Raw genomic sequence first — 22,576 nt, forward strand, 5'->3', positions numbered from 1 at the left:
TTACAGGTGTGAGAATAAGAATTCGGAAAGTCGCCGGTCACTTAAAAGAACCTCTGATGAATTGCTCATCGGAGGTTCTTGAAACAGAGGCCGGTATTTTATTTGTCTTCTCCGCACGCAAAGCAGTACAGCTGTTTATCTTCCGTAACGATGCCGTCCAGGAATCCGTCCTTACAATAAACTTCTTTTCCGCAGGAAGCGCAGTAGCCGACGAATTCTTCCACAATACCCCTCCTTTTTTGGATAAGAGTTACTCAGTTACGACTTCCACTTCCCAGTTTTCGTTAACATAAAGGCCGACGACTTCGGCTCCGAGGTCCCACGTTTCAATCAGTTCCACGGCACGTTTTATTTCTTTTTCCTTCTGGGAGCGGTCCGCCGGATTCCCAGCGCAGTCGTGATGCCCTGCAATGGTGATTGTTCCCGATCCATGTTTCTCTGTAGAGACAAGAACTTTTTTCTTGATCTCCTCAAGCTGGCCGGCACTGCCTTCGAGAAGGACCTTATTGGGGCCCGCTTCCGTAACCATATCGATGTATTCCACCCCGTATGTATCTTTCATCCAGTTGATGACCGGAAGCTGGACTCTTCCGTCCATACAGTTAATTGAAGTAGCAAATGACATTGACAATTCCTCCTTGTGTATAACGTTTACCCGATTGCCATTTAATTATAGCGAATTTTTTGACGAAAAAAAACTCCCGCGAATTTCCAAAGTTTAGAAAGAAAGGAGAAAGGTAATAGTGGGTAAAGAATTCAAAGCAGTCGAAAGGGGAATGTAATATGAACCAGGAAGAATTGAAACAGCATATCAGCAGTATTATGAAGGATAATAACGTAGGTACGCTGGCCACTGTTAAAAATAATAAGCCTCATACCCGTTATATGACGTTTCAGCACGACGAGAATCTGACGTTATTCACTCCGACGGACAGAGAAACGTACAAAGCGGAAGAAATCGACGAGAACCCGTTCGTCCACATCCTTCTCGGATATGAAGGGGAAGGCTATGGAGACGGATTCCTTGAAATCCAGGGTCAGGCCAACATTCGTGATGACCAGGACATCAAAGACCGCGTGTGGAACGACCATATGAAACATTGGCTCGGCGGAAAAGAAGATCCCGACTATATCGTACTTGAGATCTTCCCTGAAACGATCCGCCTCATGAATGAAAGTGATGAAACTCCACAACAGCTGGATATGTAAAGAAAATGCGCGCGGCGACTTTGTCGTCGCGCTTTTTTGATTTTATTGCACCAGTTTTTCGTAGGCCAGCCGTTTGCTTCCTTCTGTTAAATAAATGACCCCGCAGTAGACATAGCCGTGGCTCAGAAGCAGTTGCTGCATCGGTACGTTCTGTTCGTGCGTATCCACTTTCACGCTCGGAATAGAACTGTTACGGGCCATCTTTTCTGTCTCTTTTAACAGAAGGGAGGCAAGACCCTGTTTTTTCATATCGTTCTTCACTGCAAGCCGGTGGATGACGAGATAATCTTCCCGGCTCATCCATTCTCCTTCGTAAATGGTACGGTAGGTCATTTCTTCGCGGGGGGAGATGACCGTACTCGCAACAATTTCACCGTATTCAGTGAGTACGTAACTTTCTCCGCGCCTGACGTCTTCCATTATAGTTGCTTCATCGGGATAACCGTTCGTCCACTGGCTGATGTTTTGTTCCCGGAACTGCTGCTGGGCAGCCTGTATGATAGGTATGATTTCCGCGACGTCTTCTGCGGCAGCTTTTCTGAATTCCATAGTCATCTCTCCTGTCATTCTTCATTGTGGTCGATCATCTGTTCCAGCGTCTGCATAACGTGATCGTCTTTGAACGTATAGTAAATACTTGTCCCTTCCCGGCGATGCGTCACCAGCCGGTAGAGTTTGAGGGTGCGCAGATGATGAGAGACGGTGGACTGTTTCAGGTCGAGCTCGGAAGCTATGTCGGAGACCGACGCTTCTTTCTGACAGAGATAATGCAGAATCCGGATCCTCGTCGGATCGGACAGCACTTTAAAAGTGTCGGCCGTTTTCTGTATCGTTTCTTCTGTAACAGAGTCACTCATGTTTATCCTCCTCAGCTATACTGCATAGTTCGTCTTCGTATTCTATTTCAATTGTAATGTGATCCAGCCGGATATCTTCAAGGATGGAAGTGATCGATTTTTTCGCCCTGCACACTTCCTCCTTCGTCGTTTCCGCAGCTACCACAGCGTGAGTGGAAAAGGCATGGTTTTCCCCGTCCAGAGACCACAGGTGGGTATGGTGGGCGGATTTGACTTCTGGAACGTTGCGGATCTCTCTCGTTATCCTGTCAAAGTCCACTGATTCCGGTACTGCTTCAAGGAAAAGTCGCATCGTTTTGATAAGATTGATTACGATGTTGTAAAGGATGAATAGCGTAATACCGATGGAAGCAAGCGGGTCCAGGATAGGCAGGTCGAAGAAAGTCATTACGATTCCGACGACCAGCACGGCTGCCCAGCCGAGAACATCTTCGAGCATGTGCCATGACATCACTTTCTGGTTCATGGAATCTCCGCCGCGGAGCCGGAAGACAGCTACGCCGTTAACGATGATTCCGAGGACGGCGAGACCTATCATTCCGAGGGTATTCGGTGTCTCCGGATTCCACAGCCTCGGGACGGCTTCCGTCAGGATGAAAATGGAGCCCGTAATCAGTACGACACTGTTAATCAGGGCCGCCAGCAGGGAAAAGCGTTTATAACCGAAAGAATAGTTGTTTGACTGATCCTTATTCGAGTATCTCTGAAGAAACCAGGCGAGACCGAGCGAAAGAGAGTCTCCGAGGTCGTGCAGAGCATCAGAGATGATAGCGATACTGTTTGTGAGGAGACCACCGATCAATTCTATGATCGTAAAGAAAAAGTTAAGGAAAAAAGCGACCTTAATATTTCCGGTGGTCTCATGATGATGGTGGTGGTGTGACATTGAGACGCCTCCTTATATGACTATATGTTCATATAATAACATATAATACAAATCTTACAAACGTTCCAGCTGCTTATCCTGTGGGGGTATGTTTGAAAGTATCTATAAAAGTGAATAAACAGACTGAATATGGTTACGGAGGAGATAACAATTATGAAGACATACACTAATCAATATATAAATGGAGAATGGGTCAAAGGCTCGAGCGACAAAACTATTGAAAATAGAAACCCTTACAATGATGAAGTAATTGCAACTATTCCCTCTGCAAGTGCCGGAGATCTGGATAAAGCCTACAAAGCTGCAGCACAGGCCCAGCAGCAGTGGAAAGAGAAAACTCCTGCAGAGAAGCGGGATATTTTTTTGAAATGGATCGATCTGGTCAAAGAAAGAAAAGAAGAAATCGTGGAGTGGCTGATTACGGAAGCCGGAAGCACGCGGGTGAAAGCGGAAGTAGAATACAGCGCGGCTCTCGATATCATTACGGAATCAGCTTCTTTTCCGACACGCATGAAAGGGGAAATCATCCCTTCCAACACTCCCGGAAAAGAAAACAGGGTGTATCGTGATCCGAAAGGCGTAATCGGTGTAATAGGGCCATGGAACTTCCCGTTCCACTTAACAGCCCGTTCACTTGCCCCCGCACTCGCCAGCGGGAACGGCGTAGTCATTAAACCGGCCTCCCACACTCCGGTCACTTCCGGTCTATTGCTTGCGGAACTTACGGAAGAAGCAGGTTTCCCTGAAGGACTTGTCAACGTAGTAGTCGGAAGAGGTTCTGAGATCGGTGATGAATTCATCACTCATCCGATTCCTGAAATGTTCTCTTTCACCGGTTCCACGGAAGTAGGAAGTCACATCGGGGAACTGGCCGGGAAAAACATCAAGGACACAGCTCTTGAACTCGGTGGTAACAACGCTATGATCGTACTTGAGGATGCGGACGTGGACAGAGCTGTCGAAGCGGCCGTATTCGGCAAATATTTACACCAGGGCCAGATCTGTATGTCTCTGAATCGTCTCGTTGTGCATGAAGATGTACACGATGAGTTTGTTCAGAAATTCAAGGAAAAAGTGGAAAGCCTCCCGTACGGTGATCCGCAGGACGAGAAGACGATGGTAGGGCCTCTGATTGCCAAGGACGAGGTGGATCGTATTCTTGAAGGCATCGATCAGTCGGTACAGGAAGGCGGCAAACTGCTGACCGGAGGTAAAGCGGAAGGAAACGTACTGCTTCCGACCATACTGACTGATATGGATAACGAAAAAGCACTGGCGAAAGAAGAAGTGTTCGGTCCTGTAGCGTCAGTCATTAAAGTTTCCGGTGAAAAAGAAGCGATAGAAGTCGCGAACGGTACTCCTTACGGGCTTTCCGGTTCAGTATTCACAAAAGATGTATACCGTGGTGTAGAAGTAGCCAAACAGGTGAAAACAGGTATGATCCACGTCAACGACCAGTCTGTAAACGACGAAGCACACGTAGCATTCGGCGGTGAGAAACAGTCCGGTATCGGCCGTTTCGGTGGAGAATGGGCCCTCGATAAGTTCACGACAGTAAAATGGATCGGTGTCATGAACGGGTATCGCGAATTTCCTTTCTAAAGAGTCATACTGTTTTTAAAAACCATCCGGAAGTCCGCGGTTCCATACGGTGAGTCCTCTCTCCCCGGGCCGCGGTTCCCATTACGGATGGTTTCACTTTTATACTTAGGAGGTTACGTTGTGAAATTAGTTATAATTGGCGGGGATGCTGCAGGGATGAGCGCAGCGATGCAGGTAGTTCGAAAAACGGAAAACCCCGAGGTGGTAGTGCTCGAAAAAGGGGAGGTCTACTCTTACGGTCAGTGCGGTCTTCCCTACGTCATCAGCGGGGCCGTACCTTCGACGGACGACCTGATCGCCAGGGACGTGGAAACGTTCAGAGATAAATACGGTATCGATGCGAGAGTGAATCATGAGGTCACTTCTGTGGATTGCAGTAAACGCAAAGTGTATGGTATCAATCAGGACGGTGAAAAGTTCGAAGAAAGTTATGATGAACTTCTCGTGGCTTCGGGGGTCAGTCCCATGCTCCCTCCGTGGAAAGGGAAAGATCTCAAAGGGGTGCACGCCCTGAAGACGATACCGGATGCGGAAGAGATTATGGCGGACCTTTCCGAGGAAGTGAAGAAAGTGACGGTAATAGGCAGTGGTTATATAGGTCTTGAAGTAGCCGAGAACTTCAGAGAAATCGGCAAAGATGTCCACATCATTACCCGGAGTGATTACCCGGGTTCCATGGTCGATGGTGATATGGGCGAACTGATACAACGAGAAGCCGAAAAGCAGGGTGTGAGAATAACCCGGAACAGCTCGGTGGAAAGACTTGAAGGGGAAGAGTATGTGCAGAAAGTCGTGACGGAACAGGGAGAATTTGAAACCGACCTCGTTGTTGTGGCTACGGGTGTCACACCTAACACAAGCTTTATGAAAGGGACAGGCATTTACACTGCGAAGAACGAAGCTATCGAAGTGAACCGTTTCATGGAGACGAATCTTCCGCACGTTTACGCAGCAGGAGACTGCGCTGTGCAGTACCACCGACTGAAGAAAAGGAATGATTTTATTCCCCTCGGTACTCATGCCAACAAACAGGGGCGTATTGCCGGACTGGTGTTGAGCGGCCACCGCAGGTCATTTAAAGGGATCGTGGGGACGTCCATTCTGAAGTTCTTCGATCTTACGATAGGCAAGACCGGCCTTTCGGAAAAGGAGGCGGAGGAAGAAAATATACCGGTGGAAAAAGTGTACATTGAAGCAACAAACGCTGCCGGGTATTATTCCGATGAAGAACCGATGTCGATAAAGATGCTCACAGAACCGGAGACCGGAAAGCTTCTGGGAGTACAGATCATAGGACCTTATGGCGTGGACAAACGGATCGATGTTATGGCCACCGCTCTTTACAATGAAATGACCGCAGAAGACCTGCTTGATCTCGACCTTGCTTACGCACCTCCCTACAATAGCGTATGGGATGCTTTGCAGCAGGCGGCAAGACGTGTGAAATAAAATCGGAAGGAGGAAGATAACAATGGCTGAAAAAGGCTGTGTGAAATGCGGGAGTACGAAAGCCGGAATGAAGGAAGTGACAATGAACGGTCCGGGCGTTTCAAAGATGTTCGATACGGAAAGTAACGATTTCATCGTAGTTTCCTGCGAAAACTGCGGGTACTCGGAATTTTATAATAGAGATGTTTCGGAGGATTATAACGTGTTCGACCTTTTTTTCGGAAAGTGAGAATGGAAGTTAATTCCTGAAAACAGTTGTCCAATTCCTGTCGCTCGAGTATGATAGAAGAAACACTATACAGCGGAGGTATGGCTATTGATCAACATGAATGATTTCCAATCCATGATGCAGATGCAGGCGACGAGGAACTTTCAGGGAAACAGAGGAGCGGAAAGTCCGGGAGCCGGTCTGCAGCAGATGTTGTTTCAAAATATATTGAAGGCTTCTATGGAAACGCTGCTGTCTTCAGCGGAGGAGAAAGAAGCACAGACACCGGTTCAGATTTTTATCGGTGTCCAGGCACCTCCTATTACGGAAATCTCCGGTGAAGAAGAAAGCGGAAAGAGTGACGTGGACGGTCTGATCCGTGAAGCTTCCGAGCGTTTCGGGGTGCGGGAAGATCTCATACGTTCCGTAATACAGGCTGAATCGAATTTCAACCCGGAAGCTGTAAGTCATGCAGGAGCACAGGGACTTATGCAGCTGATGCCCGGCACGGCTGACGCCCTCGGGGTCAGGGATCCGATGAACCCGGAAGAAAACGTTATGGGAGGCACAAAATACTTACGTGATATGCTTTCCCGGTACGACGGAAATGAGCAGCTGGCTCTTGCAGCCTATAACGCCGGCCCCGGCAACGTGGATAAATACGGCGGGATCCCTCCTTTTCAGGAAACGAAGAATTACGTGAATAAGGTTCTGAATATCGTGTAATCAGCGGAAGTATTGGATGCAAAGAAACCCGAATAACTTATATTCGGGTTTCTTTGTGTCCTGAGATCAAACGACGGACCTCCGGTTTGCTTCGCGCCGGAGCTTTGTCACACAACATTTTCTAGGCTTTCTTTACGTCTGCTCTGTAAGGGGAGAGGTCCCGCCCCATCTCGAGATAGCGGAGAAAAATCTGCGACATTTCAATGAGCCTGTTTTTCACTTCTTCATTCTCCAGCTGTTTATCTTCCGTAAAATGTCCGGGGTGAGCATAGACATAGTTTGGCGTGATAAGGCACCGGAAGTAGTCCAGAACCGGTTTGAGCTGGTTCTCAATGACGAGATGGTGTTGCAGTGTGCCGCCGACGGCAATAATGGAAACAGGTTTGTAACGCATAGCGAGCGGGGAAATAGCATCGAACACGTTTTTCAGCGCTCCCGGTATTCCTCCCTGAAACACGGGGGTGGCTATGACGTAGCCATCGGCCCGTTCAATGGAAGAGATCAGTTCCTTCATGTCGTCATTGTACTCCTCAGGGGGCCGGCCATCGACGAATTGCAGGTTATAGTGTTTCAGATTTATATTATTTATCGTTATGCCAGGTACGTTTTCTTTTAAATAGGTTTCCACGGGGGACAGCATCCGCTCCGTTTTTGTACCGGTAAGCGTACCGTTCAGTAATACAATATTCACATTCGTTCCTCCTTCACGAGAGACACACTTCTACTTAATATAGTAAAGCATACAACTTTCATAGGCAATTAAGAAAAATGGGGGGTGAGGTTTATGAGGCTGTGGAGAAGAATCAGGTTCCTTTTCAACTTCCGGAAGTCGATTCCGTTTCTGCTTTCATTTTTCCGCTCCGGGGAAGTGAAGGGAGCGAAGAAAGCAGGGGCTTTGTTGTTCGTGATTTTATATTTTCTGTTTCCCTGGGATGTAATCCCCGATTTCCTGATATTTTTCGGGGTGATCGATGACGTGACGGTACTGACGTTCATCCTGCAGCGGATCGTACAGATGGCTCCCGCTTCCCTGAAAGAAGAGTATAAGTTGTGAGCGGATGTTTAACCCTTCCGTTTATAAGGTATACAACAGAAGGGAAGAGAAATTATCAAATTCAAGGAGTGATTCATTTATGAGCGATGTAATGTTCACAGCTCACGCAACGGTAAAAGGCGGCCGGAACGGTCACGTAAAATCCGATGACGGCCTGATTGATCTTAATCTGGCACAGCCGGGAGAAAGTAATGAAACAGGCTCCAACCCGGAACAGCTCTTTGCAGCAGGTTATTCTGCATGCTTTGACGGTGCGCTGAATTTGGTAGCGGACAAGAAGAAAAAAGATATCGATTCCGAAATCACAGGTGACGTCAGCCTGATGAAAGATTCTTCGGATGGAGGACTTAAAATCGGGGTCGTCCTTAACGTTTCAGTGAAAGGCGTATCCCAGGAGGAAGCGGAAGAGCTTGTTAATGAAGCTCACAAAGTCTGCCCTTACTCCAAAGCGACAAGCGGTAACATTAACGTGGAACTGAACGTAAAAGCTGAATAGTATGCTGTAAAGGTCCGGACGTTTCGTGCGTCCGGACTTTTTTATGTGCAAAAAATAAGGTATGATAAAGGGCGAATGTATGCTTTGGGGAAAGAGGTTTTTAATATGATGGCACCAGGCCACCAGGTTGTCGGTTTCACGTTTGGCGTAGCAGCCGTAACGATGCTGCCCGCTCTTCCGTTCCTTCCCGAGCGACCGCTGGAAGTAATAGCGTTTTTTCTGTTTGTGCTATTCGGGGCTCTCGTACCCGATATCGATACTCCCCGTTCAAAACTCGGGCAGAAGTTCTGGAGAATTCTTATCACCATTTTCACGATTACCCTTATCGTCTACCTGTTCGCTCCTTCCTTTTTTGATACATATAGAGAACCGCTGAAGACGTTCGTGATGCTGCTTCTCCCTGTGCTTCTCATGATACGCGGACACCGGAAGATGACCCACTCTCTTTTCTTCCTCCTGTTTCTGGGTGTGTACAGCTATTTCGTCCAGTGGCTGCTCGGTCTGCCGTGGTATTATTTCGGTGGTCTGATTACGGGAAGTGCATCCCATCTGTTCGCCGACTACATTACGAAACGGGGCATCCCCCTATTCTACCCTTTCAGTAAAACTCACTATTCTTTTTTCATTACGTTCAGAACGGGATCTATCGTCGAGAAGATTCTTACCTTTCTCCTCGTAATTGTAAATGTATGGTACTTACTGTTGGCTTTGTAGAATAGTTTGGTACAATGAAACAGGTAACTATAAATGAATACAAAGGAGTACTGACGTATGTGGGAATGGAAAAATATATACAGAGGCCTCATGATGGGAGCGAGCGACGTTGTTCCCGGGGTGAGCGGAGGCACGATAGCCGTAGTGTTGGGGATATACGACCGTCTGATCGAAGCGGTGAACGGTTTTTTCAGTAAAGAATGGAAGCGTCACCTGAAATTTCTTCTGCCGCTGGGGATTGGAATCATAACTTCCATCCTTATGCTTGCGAATCTGATCGAATGGCTGTTCGAACACTATCCCGCTCAGACGAAGTTTTTCTTTCTGGGTCTGATTATCGGAGTACTTCCGTTTCTCAGCCACAAGGCGGATGTGAAACATAAGTTCAAAACGAAGCACTATATTCTGATGCTTATAGGGGTCGTGCTCGTCAGTTCGCTCGCCTTCTTTCAGCCTGAAGAGTCAGGGGCGATGAGTAATCTGTCGACAGGTGCTTATATTCTCCTGTTCTTCTCGGGGATGATTGCGAGCAGTGCGATGATTCTGCCGGGAATCAGCGGCTCTTTCCTTCTCCTGATCATCGGAGTATACGCCACGGTCATCGAAGGGATTTCAAACTTCCAGCTGGACGTTATGGCCGTTGTCGGAGCGGGTATCGTGGTCGGTATCATCGTCATGAGTAAAATCGTGAAGTTCTTCCTCGATCACTATCCTTCCGGAACGTACGGTGTGATCATCGGGCTCGTTCTCGGATCGGTGACGGTCATCTTTCCGGGAGTGCCTGCCGGTGCTTTTCCGGTGCTTATCAGCATCCTTGCGTTCGTGGGCGGTTTGCTTGCCGCGTGGGGACTTGGTCGTGTAGAGTATAAATAACAGAGAGAGGAAAGGGGATAATTATGAAAGAACTTAATACTACAGAGCAGTTTCAGGCTGCAATCGAATCGGAAGAGCCGGTCATTTTGAAATTCGAAGCGGACTGGTGCCCGGACTGCAAACGGATGGATATGTTTATCGGGGACATTCTGGAAGAATACAACACGTACGAATGGTTCGTAGTCGATCGTGATCAGGTGCCGGACATCGCCGAGAAGTATGAAGTAATGGGGATCCCGAGCATCCTCATTTTCCAGAAAGGCGAAAAAATCGGTCACTTGCACAGCGCCAATGCGAAGACTCCGGAGGAAGTGGAAAGTTTTCTCCAGGAAACTCTTTAATAATGGAGAAAGGACCCGCGGTGGAAACACCCGGGTCTTTTTTTGGCCTGAATCGGAATAATGCCGGTAACAAAAAGCTGCAGGAAAAATTCCTGCAGCTACAGCATGATGTGATCGAGATAGGTGGTGATGGAAGTCTGCTCCGTAACGAAGAGCTGACCGTTCGATAAATGGAATGATTCCGAACCGTCATCGGGGAAGCCGAACATTTTCCTGAATACTTCCGCACTCGCCTTACGGTCAAGTCCGGTCCCGTATTCGACCGTCGTATCTGCGAGAGGGTTGATGTAGACGGGATCCTGAGGAAAATTATCCCCTTTCCATTCGATCAGAAACGGCAGCGGCACGGACGGGTGGGCAGGGAAAAGCATGCGCCACTCAAGCAGTGACCCGTTTTCCTGCTCCCGGGAACCGGGGAAAGGACCTTCGTACTCGATTCCCTGACGATCGTACATCTCCAGAAAATCATCCATAGCGTCGGTGCGGAGAGCAATCTGGATAGTACCTCCGGTAGGCTCCTGGAGCATCTGACGTATGAGAGGGTTTTCGGACTTTTCGGCTTTCAGGGTATCGTTCACTCCGAGCCACTCGATATAAAAACGATTATCGAAAAAGCAGAGGTCGTTATGCGTCCCCCAGTCCGGATGTGCGCCTCCCTCTTTTCCCTGAAGGCCGTAGCGGGAAGTGAAGGAAAGCCTCTCTTTTTCGGTGTCGGGTGTTGTAATGACGATATGGTCGATTGCAAGCATGGTACTATCCCTCCTGTGTCAGGTTAAAAGCATCTGCAAGCAGTTCGTAAGAATGAAGTCTTTCTTCGAACGGGTGGACGATGGTGTTCACCATTATTTCATCTACTCCGTAGGCATCGGCAAGAGATTCCAGCTCCTGTTTCACCGTTTCTTTATCTCCTACTACCATCCGTTTCCGGTTTTCCCTGATTCTTTCCTGCTGGAAGAAAGAGTAGGAGTAGTTGAACGCTTCTTCCGGTGTCGGGAAGTGATGACGTACGCCTCCCTGTTCAATCAGCAGAAGCGCCAGATCAAGGCTGGAAGCCAGATATTCGGCCCGCTCCTGTGTATCCGCACACACGGCGAATACAGAGACGTTTCCTGCAGGTTCCGTCTGCTGGATGGAGGAGGTGAAATGGTTGTTGTACCTGTCCATCGCGCCCATACCCCCGTGCCCGTTGATGAAATGGGCGAACGAGTAGGAAGTACCGAGGTCCGCTGCCAGGCGGGCACTCGTTCCACTGGATCCGAGCATCCAGAGTTCGGGGGACGTATCTCCTTTTGGAGTGGCGTAAATGTTCATTCCTGCAGGGTCTTCTCCGTGCAGGTAACTCATGAGCTGCTCCACCTGTTTCGGGTAATCCTCGACTCTTGGAAGTTTACCGCGGTTCAGTGCCAGATTGACGTTCGGCATGCCGCCCGGCGCACGTCCGACACCAAGGTCGATACGGCCGGGGTGAAGCGTCTCAAGGACGCGGAAACTTTCCGCTACCTTATAGGCGCTGTAGTGAGGGAGGAGGACTCCTCCCGTCCCGACGCGAATGCGTTTCGTATGTGCGGCGAGGTGGGTCGCCAGGATCTCAGGGGCGGAGCCCGCCAGACTGTTCGTACTATGGTGTTCAGAGACCCAGAGGCGGTGATAGCCGAGCCGATCGACGTGAGCAGCGAGTTCCGTCGTCTGTCTCATAGCTTCCTGCGGATCCGAGTCTGATAATATCGGTGACTGATCCAATACACTCAGTTTCATAAGTATCGTTCCTTTCATTTGTGTAAAAAGTAATAAAAAGCTGACTTTCCCTGTAGGAAAAGCGTTACTTTAATCGTGGCACCGGGAGCCGGGAAATGCAAACAAAAGACCCTCCCCGTACGGGAAGGGAGGGCGGATTATGAAAGTGTAGCGATACGGGCGGCTTGGGTGTCATCTGTTTATAAGACCGAGCAGTCCGTAAGTGAACATCGTTTCCGGATCTACGGAAAAGAGACGCTTCATGTCCAGGTGTTCGGTGTCGAGAGGAGAGACGAACGGGGTGCCGGCGGTGAGCGTCCCTTTGTTCTTTACCGCCAGCCACTCATCCGGCTGCATCCCTTCCGTTATTTCTGTTTTTTCCCCTTCGCTCAATCCGGTCGTCACCGGTCTTTTCTCTAAAATCCCCTCTTCATTCATTATCCAGACAAACGGAGGGGTCTCTGTAACGAGAGTTTTCTCGAATACAGCGGTCGTCTCCGGGGAGCTGGCTGTAATGATGTCCAGATTGGTGTGATATCCGGCAAGGAGTTCTTCGGTGTCTGTGTTGATAGCCGCTTCGAATCCGTAGCTGCTTTCTTCCTCCAGACCGGACTCTTCGGGGAATTTATGGAGGAGTGAGACGTTACCTTCCGCGATTCTGTCCCCCTCCGGAGTCTTCGCCAGTACGGGCATTCCCTCCGAGACTTCTGTTCTATCGGATTCGGAAAGTTTCCCCTGAATAAGCAGTTCGCTGGACTGGATAGTAAGTACGGGGTTGTTGAGAGTTTCGGCTACGTCGGACACTGTCCCTTCGAACGTGCTGGTGACGGCTATCGTCTCGCCTCCCTGCTCCAGCTGATTCAGCCGGTCTTCGAACATAGCCAGCTCGGCCTCTTTCCGGGCAAGCTCCATTTCTTTTTCCGCTGTCTGTTCTTCCTTTTCGAATTCGGTTTCTACGTAAGTGGAAGGAGCGGGATAATCGTAACTCTCATCTTCTATGTCGGTATCCGGCTCCTCGATGCTGTAGAACCTGACGTCTCTGAGATAGTCTTCGATGGCCCTGATTTCCTCTTCCAGAAGCGTAATCTCCGACTCCAGTTCTTTCCGCTCGGCTTCGTAATTTTTTACTTCATACTCGTACAGCTCTTCTCCTTTTTCGACTTTGTCTCCTTTTTGGACAAGAAAGCCGCTGAAACTCCCCTTCTCTTTATCGAAGTACACTTCCTGCCGGTCAGCGGAGGCGAACATTCCTTTTGTTTCCACGTATTCAGAAACGTCTGCAGTGAAACTGCGCGACCATTCTTTTACATAGGATTTTTCGGCTACTTTGTCCTGGTGGTCGAAAAAGACGAGCAGGATGTTCGCTGCGATGAACAGGATTACCGCTGTTCCGATTATACGTCTCTGGATTTTCTTCTTTTTCTTCATATGTACACCTCTTTCTTTTCTCTTTTATCTCAGCAGGTAAACAAGTTCCAGGTCGTAAAAACTCAAGGCTGCCGCTCCACTCCACAATAGAAGGTGCCACAGTATGAGGCCTGTCCAGATCCACACCGGGCGGGTAGCGGAAATCTTTTTCAGGGAGGAAGCCTGAAACCGGATGATGAACAGCTGGAAAAGAGAAGCCGCTCCGGCGAAGCTGATGATCCACGTCTGTTCTGTAAAATAAGAAGCGATTATCCCGAAGGACAGAGGGGAGAGGGACCAGTCCAGTCCCGCATATGTAAGTAAAGGTATCCAGGTAATACGCTCCAGAAGCATGATAAGCAGAACATTCATCTGTACGATCAGGATTTTTTTATAGGAAGCACTGTTGAACAGCCAGAAAATCAGAGTGGAAAAGAAAAGGATAAAAGTGAAAAACAGCAGGGAGTAGCCGATTCTTCCGATCATGAACCAGGCTTTCCGCCATTCATATTCAAAAAGGCTCAAGCCGGTCATGTTCGCCGAGACAGGAGCTGTTCCGAGTCCGATCCAGGCTGTCCAGACGAATGTAAGGATGGTGGCAGCAAGCAGGAAGATAAGGGTGAGCCATACCTTCCGCGTTTTCTTCGCTTCATCCAGTTTCCACAGTTCATCATCATGCCTGAAAAACATTTTCCATAAGTTCACAGAATATACCATTGAGTCCATCCTTTTCGTCTAAGTGTAGTATGAAACCATTTTAACTGAATTTACTATAACTTACCAGTTGCCTTCCAACTGTCTTTGCTCCGCCTATTGTTTAAAGAAGGGCTGGAAAGGAAATGCTATCCATAGCGTACCTTTAAGGAGGAACATGACATGGCTAGTTTTGACAGAGGCTTACTGATTTATCAGGCGAACGCCGGTCAGTCCGAAATCGAACATAATTTATCCCAGGTGCTGCCGGTGCTTGCAGAGGCGGTAAAAGAACTGAGCACCGTCCAGACGGAGAGTATCGAAGATCTGCATGAGACGGCGAAACGGTACAAAGATGACATCGACGTATTTTTTATCCTGGGCGGGGATGGTACGGTCCATGAATGTGTAAATATCTTTGCAGAAGAAGAAAATCCTCCCAGGTTCGGCGTACTGCCGGCAGGGACGTGCAACGATTTTGCGAGAATGCTCGGCATTCCGATGGATTTGAACCAGGCCGCCCAGGCGCTTGTGAACGGGGAAACGAAAGCGGTCGACATCGGCAAAGCGGACGGCCGCTATTTTGCAAACTTCTGGGGTATAGGCCTGGTTACGAGAACGTCGTATAATATTGATGAGGAACAGAAGGACAGTCTCGGAGTATTGAGCTACTTCATAAGTGCTTTCAAAACGATGAGCGGGGCGGAGACGTTCGAGTATCAGCTGGAAATCGACGGCCGGAAGACGGAAGGAGAAGCCGTGATGCTTATGGTAATGAACGGTGCTTTTATCGGCACCCGCCAGGTTCCGGACCCCGAAGTGAAACTCGATGACGGTTATTTCAACGTAATGGTCATCAAAGATTCGAACTTCCGGCTGTTCCGGGAACTGATGACGATGAATCGTCCGTGGACGAAGGAAGAGAACTTCCGGGAGCTGGAGTACAAAAAAGCTTCTCACATAAAAGTCACGACGGATCCGGTGGAAGAGGTGGACCGGGACGGGGAGATCGAAGGAGAGACTCCTTCGGAAATCACCCTCCTCCCGAAACACCTGTCCTTCCTTACCGGCAACAGCGGAACTCACGTAGCTTTTGAGGAGTGAGGTTTGAAAGCGACGGCGATTCCGAGCGGATAGCTCACATTTTCGCGTGGCGGTTCTATCAGCACTCCTTCCTGATAGTAAAAAGAAGTCCGTTCGTATGCTGTGAACAAATCTCTGAACTCTTCCGATGTAAGCTGATGGACGTGGAAGGGGGAGCGGGTCGGCTTTCCTCTTCCCTGACCGAAGGGGGTGGAGACGAGAAGCGTTCCTCCCGGTTTCAGAAGACGATCGTAGTTACGGAGGAGCAACTCCTCTTCCGCGATATGTTCAAGTGTTTCAAAGCTGACGATACAGTCGAAAGTACCGAGTTCCTCCGGAAGAGTGTCCCCGGTCGCGTTATAGACGTGAAAGGAAGAATTCGGATGATAGTATCTCCCCCTGGCATAGCGGATGATTTCTTCATTTATGTCCACTCCGATAACTTCCCTCACTTTTCGCTTCCTTCCTTTGGCAATCATGTGTGTACCGTACCCGGCCCCGCAGGAAAGGTCCAATACCCTTCCATACATATAGCGCAGAGCAAACTGGTAACGTGCCATATGTTCGAGAAGCATATTGTTTTCGGGTTTCATGAATTCCGGTATGACTCTTTCTCCCGTATCTTTAAGCACGCCTTCCCACCGCCTTCCCCCCGTAATGAGTATATATTCATTATGACACATACGCACTCAAGGCAACAGGTTTGACAATAGTAAATGAGGATATCTATACTTGCTAGTAACGATAATAACAGGAGAGGACGAAAGGCCATGGATGAACAGGAACTTTACAGAAAGAAAAAAGAGGACCCTTCTCTTAAATTGTTCGTAGTGCTGGCGAAGGCGGAGAGAGCGGTCGCTGATCTTGCCAAGGATGACATTCAGAAACATGGCTTGAACCCTACGGAGTTCGGAGTGATGGAACTGCTTTTTCACCAGGGTGAGCAGCCGCTTCAGAAAATCGGAGAAAAGATTCTTCTCGCAAGCGGCAGTATTACGTATGTAGTGGACAAGCTCGAAAAGAAAGGCTATCTTGAACGTGTGCCCTGCCCTACGGACCGCCGCATCACTTATGCTGCAATCACCGGAAAAGGAAAAGAGCTTTTGAACCGTATTTTCCCTGATCACTGGAAGCGCCTTGAAACCGTTATGGGAGGGCTTACGACTGAAGAGAAGGAACAGATTATTCCTCTCATAAAAAAATTGGGGATGCACGCCGATGAATTGAAAAAGTAGGAGGGAAGTTCTCCTGCTTTTTTTGTTTGGGTTTCTGTAACGCCGGGAAAGGGTAAGGACAGGCATAGATATATGGCAGGGAGGTGTACTTGGATGAATGTGCTCATTATCGGTGCTGCAGGGAAAGTAGGCCGGCTGGTAGTGGATAAATTGAGCAGGACGGCTTATACACCTGTAGCTATGGTCAGGAATAAAAAGCAGAAGGAGATGTTTGAGAAGCAGGGTGTAACCGCCGTGATGGGGGATCTGGAAAAAGATTTCGAGTCTGCCTATGCGGACGTCGACGCCGTAATATTCGCAGCGGGCTCCGGACAGGATACCGGGGCCGAGATGACGATTATAATCGATCAGGAAGGTGCGATCAAAGCGGTAGACCGGGCTGTACATTTCGGAGTGCAGCGGTTTGTCATGCTTAGTTCCATGGCAGCCGACCGTCCGGAAGCGGGGAGCCGCGAAATCAAGCACTACCTGTTTGCCAAGCATAGAGCTGATGAATACCTGAAAAAGTCAGGCGTACCTTATACTATTGTCCGGCCGGGACCGCTTACCAGCGAGGCAGGAACGGGGAAAGTATTCCTTAATGAACACGTGAACGGAGGGAATTCCATTTCCAGAGATGATGTAGCCTCCGTGCTCGTTGAAGCTTTGATGCAGCCGAAAGCGGAAAACAGAAGTTTTGATGTAGTGGAAGGCGACACACTTGTAGAAGATTTGTTTCGTCACTGATATAGAAAAAATGGGACGACCTGGAGGGTTAAATAATGAGTGAGGGAAGTATTGTGCTGTACACGAGCAGACCGTGCGGCCAGTGTGACAAAGTGAGAGACATGCTTGATTCCTGGGAGGTGACCTACGAAGAAAGAATGCTTTCCGAGGACCCCGGGTATTTGAAAACGCTGCAGGAAGCGGGGATCTACGGTACACCCGTTACGTTTATAGGAGACGACCGGGTACTGGGTGTACAGGAAAACAAACTGAAGAAAAAAGTGGGCGCTTAGGAAGGGGACAGACGAAACTCTGTCTCTTTTTTTATGCGACAGAAAGGTTTGTTTTACCTTTGAAAAAGAATATAATGGTGGTCTGAAGGAAAACGGACAACTTGTAGCGGACAGACAGGAAAAAGAGGGGGAGTCTATGAATAATAAACCGCCGATACATACGAAATTTTATTACGGATGGGTAATCGTCTTCGTGGCCGCATTAAGTGTGTTCTTTTCCGGGCCGGGACAGACCTATTCGAATTCCATTTTTATCGACTACTATATCGAAGACTTCGGTTTCAGCCGTTCAACAGTGTCCGGGCTGTACTCGGCCGCTACACTGGTGGCAGGTATCACTTTGTTTACGGTAGGAAGAATGGTCGATCGTTTCGGTCAGCGGGTCATGATGATCGGGGTAGGTACCGGATTAGCGCTGGCTCTGTTCTGGAACTCGGCCATCACCGCCCCGGTCATGATGTTCGTCGGCTTCTTTCTGATCCGGTTACTCGGGCAGGGATCGATGACACTGGTGCCGAATACCCTGGTTCCCCAGTGGTTCATCAAAAAGAGAGGGCGGGCCCTCAGCGTAATGGCTGTCGGTACTTTCGCAAGCTCCGCCCTGTTTCCGCCTTTGAACGCATGGCTCATCGAATCGTTCGGGTGGCGAAGTGCGTGGGTGATTCTCGGGGTCTCCATTCTGGTACTGTTCATTCCGGTAACTGTATGGCTGGTGCGCAATCAGCCGAAAGATGTCGGGGCCCTTCCGGACGGAACGCCACATAAAAAACCGGGGGAAGAGGAGATCAGCGGTGAAATCAGCGAAGTGAGCTGGACGTTGAAACAGGCGATGCAGACGAGGACGTTCTGGTTTATCCTCTTCTGTGTTATGGTGCCGGCTCTCGTGAACACGGCTGTCACCTTCCACGTCGTATCAATTATGGATATGAAGGGTCTCGGAGTCGGTATAGCGGCAACCATACTTACCGTGATGGCGGTCGTAGGTTTTCCGACAACTTTTCTTACCGGTTACCTGGCGGACCGTTTTTCCATACATTACATACTGGCCATCACTTTTTTCGGGCACATTCTTTCGCTCGTCCTCCTCTTTTTCACAAGCTCCACCCTTCTCGCTTTTTCTTTCGCGGTAGTGTGGGGAGCGGTGAACGGATTTGAAAGGATAGCCCTTAATATCGTCTGGCCCAATTATTTCGGCCGGACGCACCTCGGGAGTATCAAAGGTCTGGCGCAGACGGTCATGGTCATAGGGTCGGCCCTCGGCCCGCTTCCTTTCGGTATTTTTTACGATCTGTTCGGAGGTTATCAGGAGGCCATACTCGCTATCCTCATCTTTCCGGTAACGGCAGTGATTCTCGCTCTGTTGTCTCCGAAACCGGACCCTCTCGAATACGGAGTGACCGGCGAGGAATGAATGTAAGCATAAAAAGCGGACTGCCGGGTATGTTTCCCGGACCGCCCGCTTTTTATGCTGGAGCTGCCTAGTCTTTATAAAAAGCCACGACGAGACCGCCTTCTCCTGAATACGTGGAGATCAGAGGCCCCATTTCGGTGATGATCGATGACGTGAACGGATAGGTGGACTGGATTCTTTCCAGCAGGGCTTTTGCATTCTCTTCATCATTACAGTGGGAAATGGCGATCGTTTTGTTTTCGAAGTCACTTGTATACTCCCCGATCTGTTCCACAAGGCGGCGTACCGCTTTTTTGCTTCCGCGCACCTTTTCCGTAACGTCGATGTCACCCACTTCTTCGGTCCCTTTCATGAGCAGTTTGATATTGAGGGTTTTGGCGATGGCCCCTTTCACGCGGTCCAGCCGTCCGCCTTTGATGACGTTTTCGAGCGTCTTCAGAACGAAGAGGGTCGTCGCCTTCTCCAGTCGCTCTTCCATATGGGCGACAAGATCCGGAAAAGCCATCCCTTCATTAATCCTTTTTACGGCATCGTCTGCCAGAAGAGCCACACCGCAGGAAGCAGTCTTCGTGTTGATGACGGCGATCGTACGGTCCGGTTCCTCCTCCAGAAGCATTTTTTTACCCATTTCCGCATGCTCGTACGTACTGCTCAGTCCCTGCGTCAGGGCCAGGTTCAGAATCGGCACGTCAGACGGAACGGCTTTGAACGCTTCGTAGAAATCATTCGGGCTCGGAGACGAAGAGCGCGGAAGTTCATCGGCCGCCTTCAGTTTCCTGTAAAATTCAGGGAGATCGAGGTCGACGCCGGTCTTGTATTCCTCTTCGCCAAAATGAAGGTTGAGCGGAACTACTTTGATGTCATGTTTTTCAATGAAAGAGGAAGGAACGTCAGCTCCCCCGTCGATAACGATTTGAACTGTCAAAACGGTTCACCTGCTCTCTCTTAAAGTTGATAATATAATAATTGTAACAGAAACTTACCCCCGTTTCCTCGCAGAATACGTCAGGGTCGGTTTTCTTTTTACGCTCGTGCTCAACAGAAAAATCATCAGTCCGAAGATGACGACGGCCCCGCCGAGGAGCTGTGTCCAGCTCAGATTTTCCCCGAAGAGAAAGTATGCGAGTATGGAAGCTCCGACAGGTTCGAGCAGAACGGCCATGGATATTTTGGACGTGCTCACCCATTTTAACGACCAGTTCAGCAAAGAGTGGCCGAGGAAGGTGGGGATGAGTGCAAGAGCCAGGAAGACGAGCCACTGATTCCCGTCATAGCCCGAAAGCGAAGCGGGAGAGGGAAGGTTGTAAATAAGTAACGCCACGGCCGCCATACCGTAGACGAGCCACGTATACGAAGTGAGAGTCAGACGCTTTCTTACGCTCTGTCCGATCAGGAAGTACCCGGTTACCATCATTCCTCCGAGAAGTGCGAGCACATCCCCGTACAGAGCCTCTCCCCCCGTCTGGAAATCTCCCCATCCGATTACGACGCTCCCGGTGATAGCGATCATCATGCTTAAGACCGCACCAGCCGAAAAACGTTCCCGGAAGAAGAAGTACGTTCCGAGAAAAGCGAAAATCGGCTGAAGGGAAACGAGCACGACGGAGCTTGCGACAGATGTATACTTTAACGATTCGAACCATAAAATGAAATGAGCTGCCAGAAAAATACCGGCAAGCAGTGAAGATAGCATATCTTTTTTTGTGATGGATGATAAATGGTGACGATGTTTCAGAAGTACCCACGGCGTCATGATCGCCACGGCCAGGCCGAGGCGGTAAAAAGCGATGACGGCGGCGGGCACGTCTCCTGCGAGCCTTACGAATATAGCCGAAGCGGAAATGGAAAGAACCGCTACGGCAAGGACGGCATATATAGCTGTAGGAGGCCTTTCCAATGCGATTCCTCCTTTGATTATAAAAGGTATTCTCATTCTACCATATAATATGATTGAAAAATAAGGAGAAAGGGTGTAGAATGATAATAGTCAATTAACAAGTGAATCCGTTTGACCACAAAAGCCCCTCCAGAATAAGTAAGTGGCAGAAGGCTTTTTTTATTGCGATAAAGGATTTTTACACAAAAGGAGTATGCAAAGAACGTGACTAAATTTAATTCATTAGGTTTATCAGATCCGATTTTGAAAGCTTTAGATCATATGGGATTTGAAGAAACGACACCCATTCAGGAACAAACCATCCCTCTTGGAATGGAGGGTCATGATGTTATCGGCCAGGCTCAGACAGGTACCGGTAAAACAGCAGCTTTCGGAATCCCTATGATCGAAAAAGTAGACAAGCAGGTGCGCGGCGTACAGGGTCTTGTAATCGCCCCGACACGTGAACTTGCCATTCAAGTAGCGGAAGAGTTGAACCGTCTAGGTAAAAACGCAGGAGTACGGGCGCTGCCGGTGTATGGCGGTTCGAACATGGAACGTCAGATCCGTGCACTTAAAAACAACGAAATCGTTGTTGCTACGCCGGGCCGTCTCCTCGATCATATCCGGAGAAAAACGATCAAGCTTGAACAGGTACACACGTCTGTACTTGATGAAGCGGATGAAATGCTTAACATGGGTTTCATCGAGGATATCCGTGACATTCTGAAAGCTCTTCCGACAGAGCGTCAGACGCTTCTCTTCTCTGCAACGATGCCGAAAGAGATCCGCGATATTGCAACGACACTTATGAATACGCCGAAAGAAGTTAAAACCAAATCAAAAGAAATGACTGTATCGAATATTGAGCAGTACTATGTGGAAATTGCCGAGAAGCACAAATTCGACGCATTGACACGTCTCCTTGATATTCATGCGCCGGACCTCGCTATCGTATTCGGTCGTACGAAACGCCGTGTGGACGAAGTGGCGGATGCCCTTCAGGTACGCGGATTCCGTGCGGAAGGTATTCACGGAGACCTTACGCAAGGGAAACGTATGTCCGTGCTTAAGAAATTCAAACAGGGACGGATTGAAATCCTCGTAGCTACCGACGTAGCAGCACGTGGTCTGGATATCTCGGACGTAACACACGTCTATAACTTCGATATTCCGCAGGACCCTGAAAGTTATGTCCACCGTATCGGCCGTACCGGTCGTGCCGGACGTAAAGGGGAATCCATTTCTTTCGTCACGCCGCGTGAGAAAGATCAGCTGAACCTGATTGAGAAGCTTACGAAGAAAAAGATCGACAAGCTTCGCGTGCCTTCTTATAAAGAAGCACAAAAAGGACAGCAGGACATCGCGGTTACGAAACTTGTCGAAAAAATGGATGCCGATGACATCAACGACTACAAACAGTCGGCCAGTGATCTTATGGATCAGTACGAGGCGCAGGATCTCGTAGCGGCGGCTCTGAAAATGCTGACTAAAGAAAGACAGGAAACGCCTGTACGTCTGTCTTCGGTACAACCGATCAGCACGAGAAACGCCAAAGGTGCCAAAGGCGGAAGACCTAAACGTGGAGGAGGCGGCCAGGGCCGTAACTCCCAGCGGGGCAATTCGAACAAACGCCCTTATAACAAGGGTGGAAACAAAGGCAGAAGCAAAAACTTCAACCAAAACAACAAAGGTAAATGATAAATAGAGGATACGTGATCCGG

At 49.1% G+C, this 22,576-nt stretch carries 29 protein-coding genes; 16 read left to right on the plus strand and 13 right to left on the minus strand.

Annotated features, from left to right (window positions below):
• Positions 1-98: 98 nt before the first annotated feature.
• Positions 99-224, minus strand: coding sequence for a hypothetical protein (locus tag CKW00_RS13895; protein ID WP_257997878.1), 126 nt, complete (start codon positions 222-224; stop codon positions 99-101).
• 26 nt (positions 225-250) lie between these two features.
• Entirely contained in the window at positions 251-625 is a 375-nt protein-coding gene (locus tag CKW00_RS05965) for a carbonic anhydrase (protein ID WP_095821812.1), read from the minus strand.
• Between the two features lie 158 nt (positions 626-783).
• Between CKW00_RS05965 and CKW00_RS05970 the strand changes: the two genes are divergently transcribed.
• The gene (locus CKW00_RS05970; RefSeq protein ID WP_008590999.1) at positions 784-1,209 is read left to right on the plus strand and encodes a pyridoxamine 5'-phosphate oxidase family protein; all 426 of its coding nucleotides are present in this window, start codon (positions 784-786) and stop codon (positions 1,207-1,209) included.
• 42 nt (positions 1,210-1,251) lie between these two features.
• On the opposite strand, the gene CKW00_RS05975 is transcribed toward CKW00_RS05970, so the two are convergent.
• Genes CKW00_RS05975 through CKW00_RS05985 form a run of 3 tightly spaced genes read right to left on the minus strand, consistent with a single transcriptional unit; the run spans position 1,252 to position 2,952 of the window.
• Positions 1,252-1,758 carry a GNAT family N-acetyltransferase gene (locus CKW00_RS05975; protein ID WP_095821813.1) on the minus strand — a complete coding sequence of 169 codons (507 nt, stop codon included), beginning with the start codon at positions 1,756-1,758 and terminating at the stop codon, positions 1,252-1,254.
• A 14-nt stretch (positions 1,759-1,772) separates the two neighbouring features.
• Complete coding sequence (locus CKW00_RS05980; RefSeq protein WP_095821814.1) at positions 1,773-2,066, minus strand: ArsR/SmtB family transcription factor; 294 nt, start codon at positions 2,064-2,066, stop codon at positions 1,773-1,775.
• Positions 2,059-2,952, minus strand: a complete 894-nt coding sequence (locus CKW00_RS05985; RefSeq protein ID WP_095821815.1) for a cation diffusion facilitator family transporter — start codon at positions 2,950-2,952, stop codon at positions 2,059-2,061. The genes CKW00_RS05980 and CKW00_RS05985 overlap by 8 nt, the downstream gene beginning before the upstream one ends.
• A 153-nt stretch (positions 2,953-3,105) precedes the next feature.
• Here CKW00_RS05985 and CKW00_RS05990 point away from each other — a divergent pair, with 153 nt between their 5' ends.
• The 4 genes from CKW00_RS05990 (at position 3,106) to CKW00_RS13900 (ending at position 6,937) form a co-directional block, all read left to right on the plus strand.
• Complete coding sequence (locus tag CKW00_RS05990) at positions 3,106-4,554, plus strand: aldehyde dehydrogenase family protein (RefSeq protein WP_095821816.1); 1,449 nt, start codon at positions 3,106-3,108, stop codon at positions 4,552-4,554.
• Between the two features lie 120 nt (positions 4,555-4,674).
• Complete coding sequence (locus CKW00_RS05995; RefSeq protein WP_095821817.1) at positions 4,675-6,003, plus strand: FAD-dependent oxidoreductase; 1,329 nt, start codon at positions 4,675-4,677, stop codon at positions 6,001-6,003.
• A gap of 22 nt (positions 6,004-6,025) precedes the next feature.
• Positions 6,026-6,232, plus strand: coding sequence for a zinc ribbon domain-containing protein (locus CKW00_RS06000; RefSeq protein ID WP_095821818.1), 207 nt, complete (start codon positions 6,026-6,028; stop codon positions 6,230-6,232).
• A 96-nt stretch (positions 6,233-6,328) separates the two neighbouring features.
• Positions 6,329-6,937, plus strand: coding sequence for a lytic transglycosylase domain-containing protein (locus CKW00_RS13900; RefSeq protein ID WP_374704057.1), 609 nt, complete (start codon positions 6,329-6,331; stop codon positions 6,935-6,937).
• A gap of 121 nt (positions 6,938-7,058) precedes the next feature.
• On the opposite strand, the gene CKW00_RS06010 is transcribed toward CKW00_RS13900, so the two are convergent.
• Positions 7,059-7,628 carry an NADPH-dependent FMN reductase gene (locus tag CKW00_RS06010; protein ID WP_095821819.1) on the minus strand — a complete coding sequence of 190 codons (570 nt, stop codon included), beginning with the start codon at positions 7,626-7,628 and terminating at the stop codon, positions 7,059-7,061.
• Positions 7,629-7,721: 93 nt separating this feature from the next.
• Between CKW00_RS06010 and CKW00_RS06015 the strand changes: the two genes are divergently transcribed.
• The 5 genes from CKW00_RS06015 (at position 7,722) to CKW00_RS06035 (ending at position 10,415) form a co-directional block, all read left to right on the plus strand.
• Positions 7,722-7,991 carry a YkvA family protein gene (locus CKW00_RS06015; protein ID WP_095821820.1) on the plus strand — a complete coding sequence of 90 codons (270 nt, stop codon included), beginning with the start codon at positions 7,722-7,724 and terminating at the stop codon, positions 7,989-7,991.
• 79 nt (positions 7,992-8,070) lie between these two features.
• A complete protein-coding gene (locus CKW00_RS06020) occupies positions 8,071-8,487 on the plus strand; it encodes an organic hydroperoxide resistance protein (protein ID WP_095821821.1) in 417 nt (138 codons plus the stop codon).
• Between the two features lie 105 nt (positions 8,488-8,592).
• Positions 8,593-9,201 carry a metal-dependent hydrolase gene (locus tag CKW00_RS06025; RefSeq protein WP_095821822.1) on the plus strand — a complete coding sequence of 203 codons (609 nt, stop codon included), beginning with the start codon at positions 8,593-8,595 and terminating at the stop codon, positions 9,199-9,201.
• A gap of 57 nt (positions 9,202-9,258) precedes the next feature.
• Complete coding sequence (locus CKW00_RS06030; protein ID WP_095821823.1) at positions 9,259-10,074, plus strand: DUF368 domain-containing protein; 816 nt, start codon at positions 9,259-9,261, stop codon at positions 10,072-10,074.
• A gap of 23 nt (positions 10,075-10,097) precedes the next feature.
• Positions 10,098-10,415 carry a thioredoxin family protein gene (locus CKW00_RS06035; RefSeq protein ID WP_076571862.1) on the plus strand — a complete coding sequence of 106 codons (318 nt, stop codon included), beginning with the start codon at positions 10,098-10,100 and terminating at the stop codon, positions 10,413-10,415.
• Positions 10,416-10,513: 98 nt separating this feature from the next.
• On the opposite strand, the gene CKW00_RS06040 is transcribed toward CKW00_RS06035, so the two are convergent.
• The 4 genes from CKW00_RS06040 to CKW00_RS06055 form a co-directional block, all read right to left on the minus strand.
• Positions 10,514-11,164: a VOC family protein gene (locus CKW00_RS06040; RefSeq protein WP_095821824.1), complete on the minus strand. Its 651-nt coding sequence runs from the start codon at positions 11,162-11,164 to the stop codon at positions 10,514-10,516.
• Between the two features lie 4 nt (positions 11,165-11,168).
• Positions 11,169-12,170, minus strand: a complete 1,002-nt coding sequence (locus CKW00_RS06045) for an LLM class flavin-dependent oxidoreductase (RefSeq protein WP_095821825.1) — start codon at positions 12,168-12,170, stop codon at positions 11,169-11,171.
• Between the two features lie 171 nt (positions 12,171-12,341).
• Positions 12,342-13,577, minus strand: a complete 1,236-nt coding sequence (locus CKW00_RS06050; protein ID WP_095821826.1) for an efflux RND transporter periplasmic adaptor subunit — start codon at positions 13,575-13,577, stop codon at positions 12,342-12,344.
• A 24-nt stretch (positions 13,578-13,601) separates the two neighbouring features.
• On the minus strand, positions 13,602-14,261 hold the full coding sequence (locus CKW00_RS06055) for a hypothetical protein (RefSeq protein WP_233129728.1): 660 nt from the start codon (positions 14,259-14,261) through the stop codon (positions 13,602-13,604).
• Positions 14,262-14,432: 171 nt separating this feature from the next.
• Here CKW00_RS06055 and CKW00_RS06060 point away from each other — a divergent pair, with 171 nt between their 5' ends.
• On the plus strand, positions 14,433-15,353 hold the full coding sequence (locus CKW00_RS06060) for a diacylglycerol/lipid kinase family protein (protein ID WP_095821828.1): 921 nt from the start codon (positions 14,433-14,435) through the stop codon (positions 15,351-15,353).
• Here the strand turns inward: CKW00_RS06060 and CKW00_RS06065 are convergent.
• On the minus strand, positions 15,332-15,964 hold the full coding sequence (locus CKW00_RS06065; protein ID WP_095821829.1) for a class I SAM-dependent methyltransferase: 633 nt from the start codon (positions 15,962-15,964) through the stop codon (positions 15,332-15,334). The genes CKW00_RS06060 and CKW00_RS06065 overlap by 22 nt on opposite strands.
• A gap of 138 nt (positions 15,965-16,102) precedes the next feature.
• Between CKW00_RS06065 and CKW00_RS06070 the strand changes: the two genes are divergently transcribed.
• The 4 genes from CKW00_RS06070 to CKW00_RS06085 all read left to right on the plus strand — a co-directional run bounded on the left by CKW00_RS06070 (position 16,103) and on the right by CKW00_RS06085 (position 18,976).
• Complete coding sequence (locus CKW00_RS06070) at positions 16,103-16,567, plus strand: MarR family winged helix-turn-helix transcriptional regulator (RefSeq protein WP_076571850.1); 465 nt, start codon at positions 16,103-16,105, stop codon at positions 16,565-16,567.
• A gap of 93 nt (positions 16,568-16,660) precedes the next feature.
• Positions 16,661-17,293: an SDR family oxidoreductase gene (locus CKW00_RS06075; protein WP_095821830.1), complete on the plus strand. Its 633-nt coding sequence runs from the start codon at positions 16,661-16,663 to the stop codon at positions 17,291-17,293.
• Between the two features lie 35 nt (positions 17,294-17,328).
• The gene (locus CKW00_RS06080) at positions 17,329-17,565 is read left to right on the plus strand and encodes a glutaredoxin family protein (RefSeq protein WP_095821831.1); all 237 of its coding nucleotides are present in this window, start codon (positions 17,329-17,331) and stop codon (positions 17,563-17,565) included.
• Positions 17,566-17,701: 136 nt separating this feature from the next.
• Entirely contained in the window at positions 17,702-18,976 is a 1,275-nt protein-coding gene (locus CKW00_RS06085; RefSeq protein WP_095821832.1) for an MFS transporter, read from the plus strand.
• Positions 18,977-19,043: 67 nt separating this feature from the next.
• Here CKW00_RS06085 and CKW00_RS06090 read toward each other — a convergent pair whose 3' ends face one another.
• Complete coding sequence (locus tag CKW00_RS06090; RefSeq protein ID WP_095821833.1) at positions 19,044-19,901, minus strand: DegV family protein; 858 nt, start codon at positions 19,899-19,901, stop codon at positions 19,044-19,046.
• Positions 19,902-19,955: 54 nt separating this feature from the next.
• The gene (locus CKW00_RS06095) at positions 19,956-20,873 is read right to left on the minus strand and encodes a DMT family transporter (RefSeq protein WP_095821834.1); all 918 of its coding nucleotides are present in this window, start codon (positions 20,871-20,873) and stop codon (positions 19,956-19,958) included.
• Positions 20,874-21,077: 204 nt separating this feature from the next.
• On the opposite strand from CKW00_RS06095, the gene CKW00_RS06100 reads away from it, so the two are divergent.
• The gene (locus CKW00_RS06100; RefSeq protein WP_095821835.1) at positions 21,078-22,553 is read left to right on the plus strand and encodes a DEAD/DEAH box helicase; all 1,476 of its coding nucleotides are present in this window, start codon (positions 21,078-21,080) and stop codon (positions 22,551-22,553) included.
• The last annotated feature ends 23 nt before the right edge of the window (positions 22,554-22,576 follow it).

This window comes from Salimicrobium humidisoli (assembly GCF_002295105.1).
In the GTDB taxonomy this organism is placed as follows: domain Bacteria; phylum Bacillota; class Bacilli; order Bacillales; family Halobacillaceae; genus Salimicrobium; species Salimicrobium humidisoli.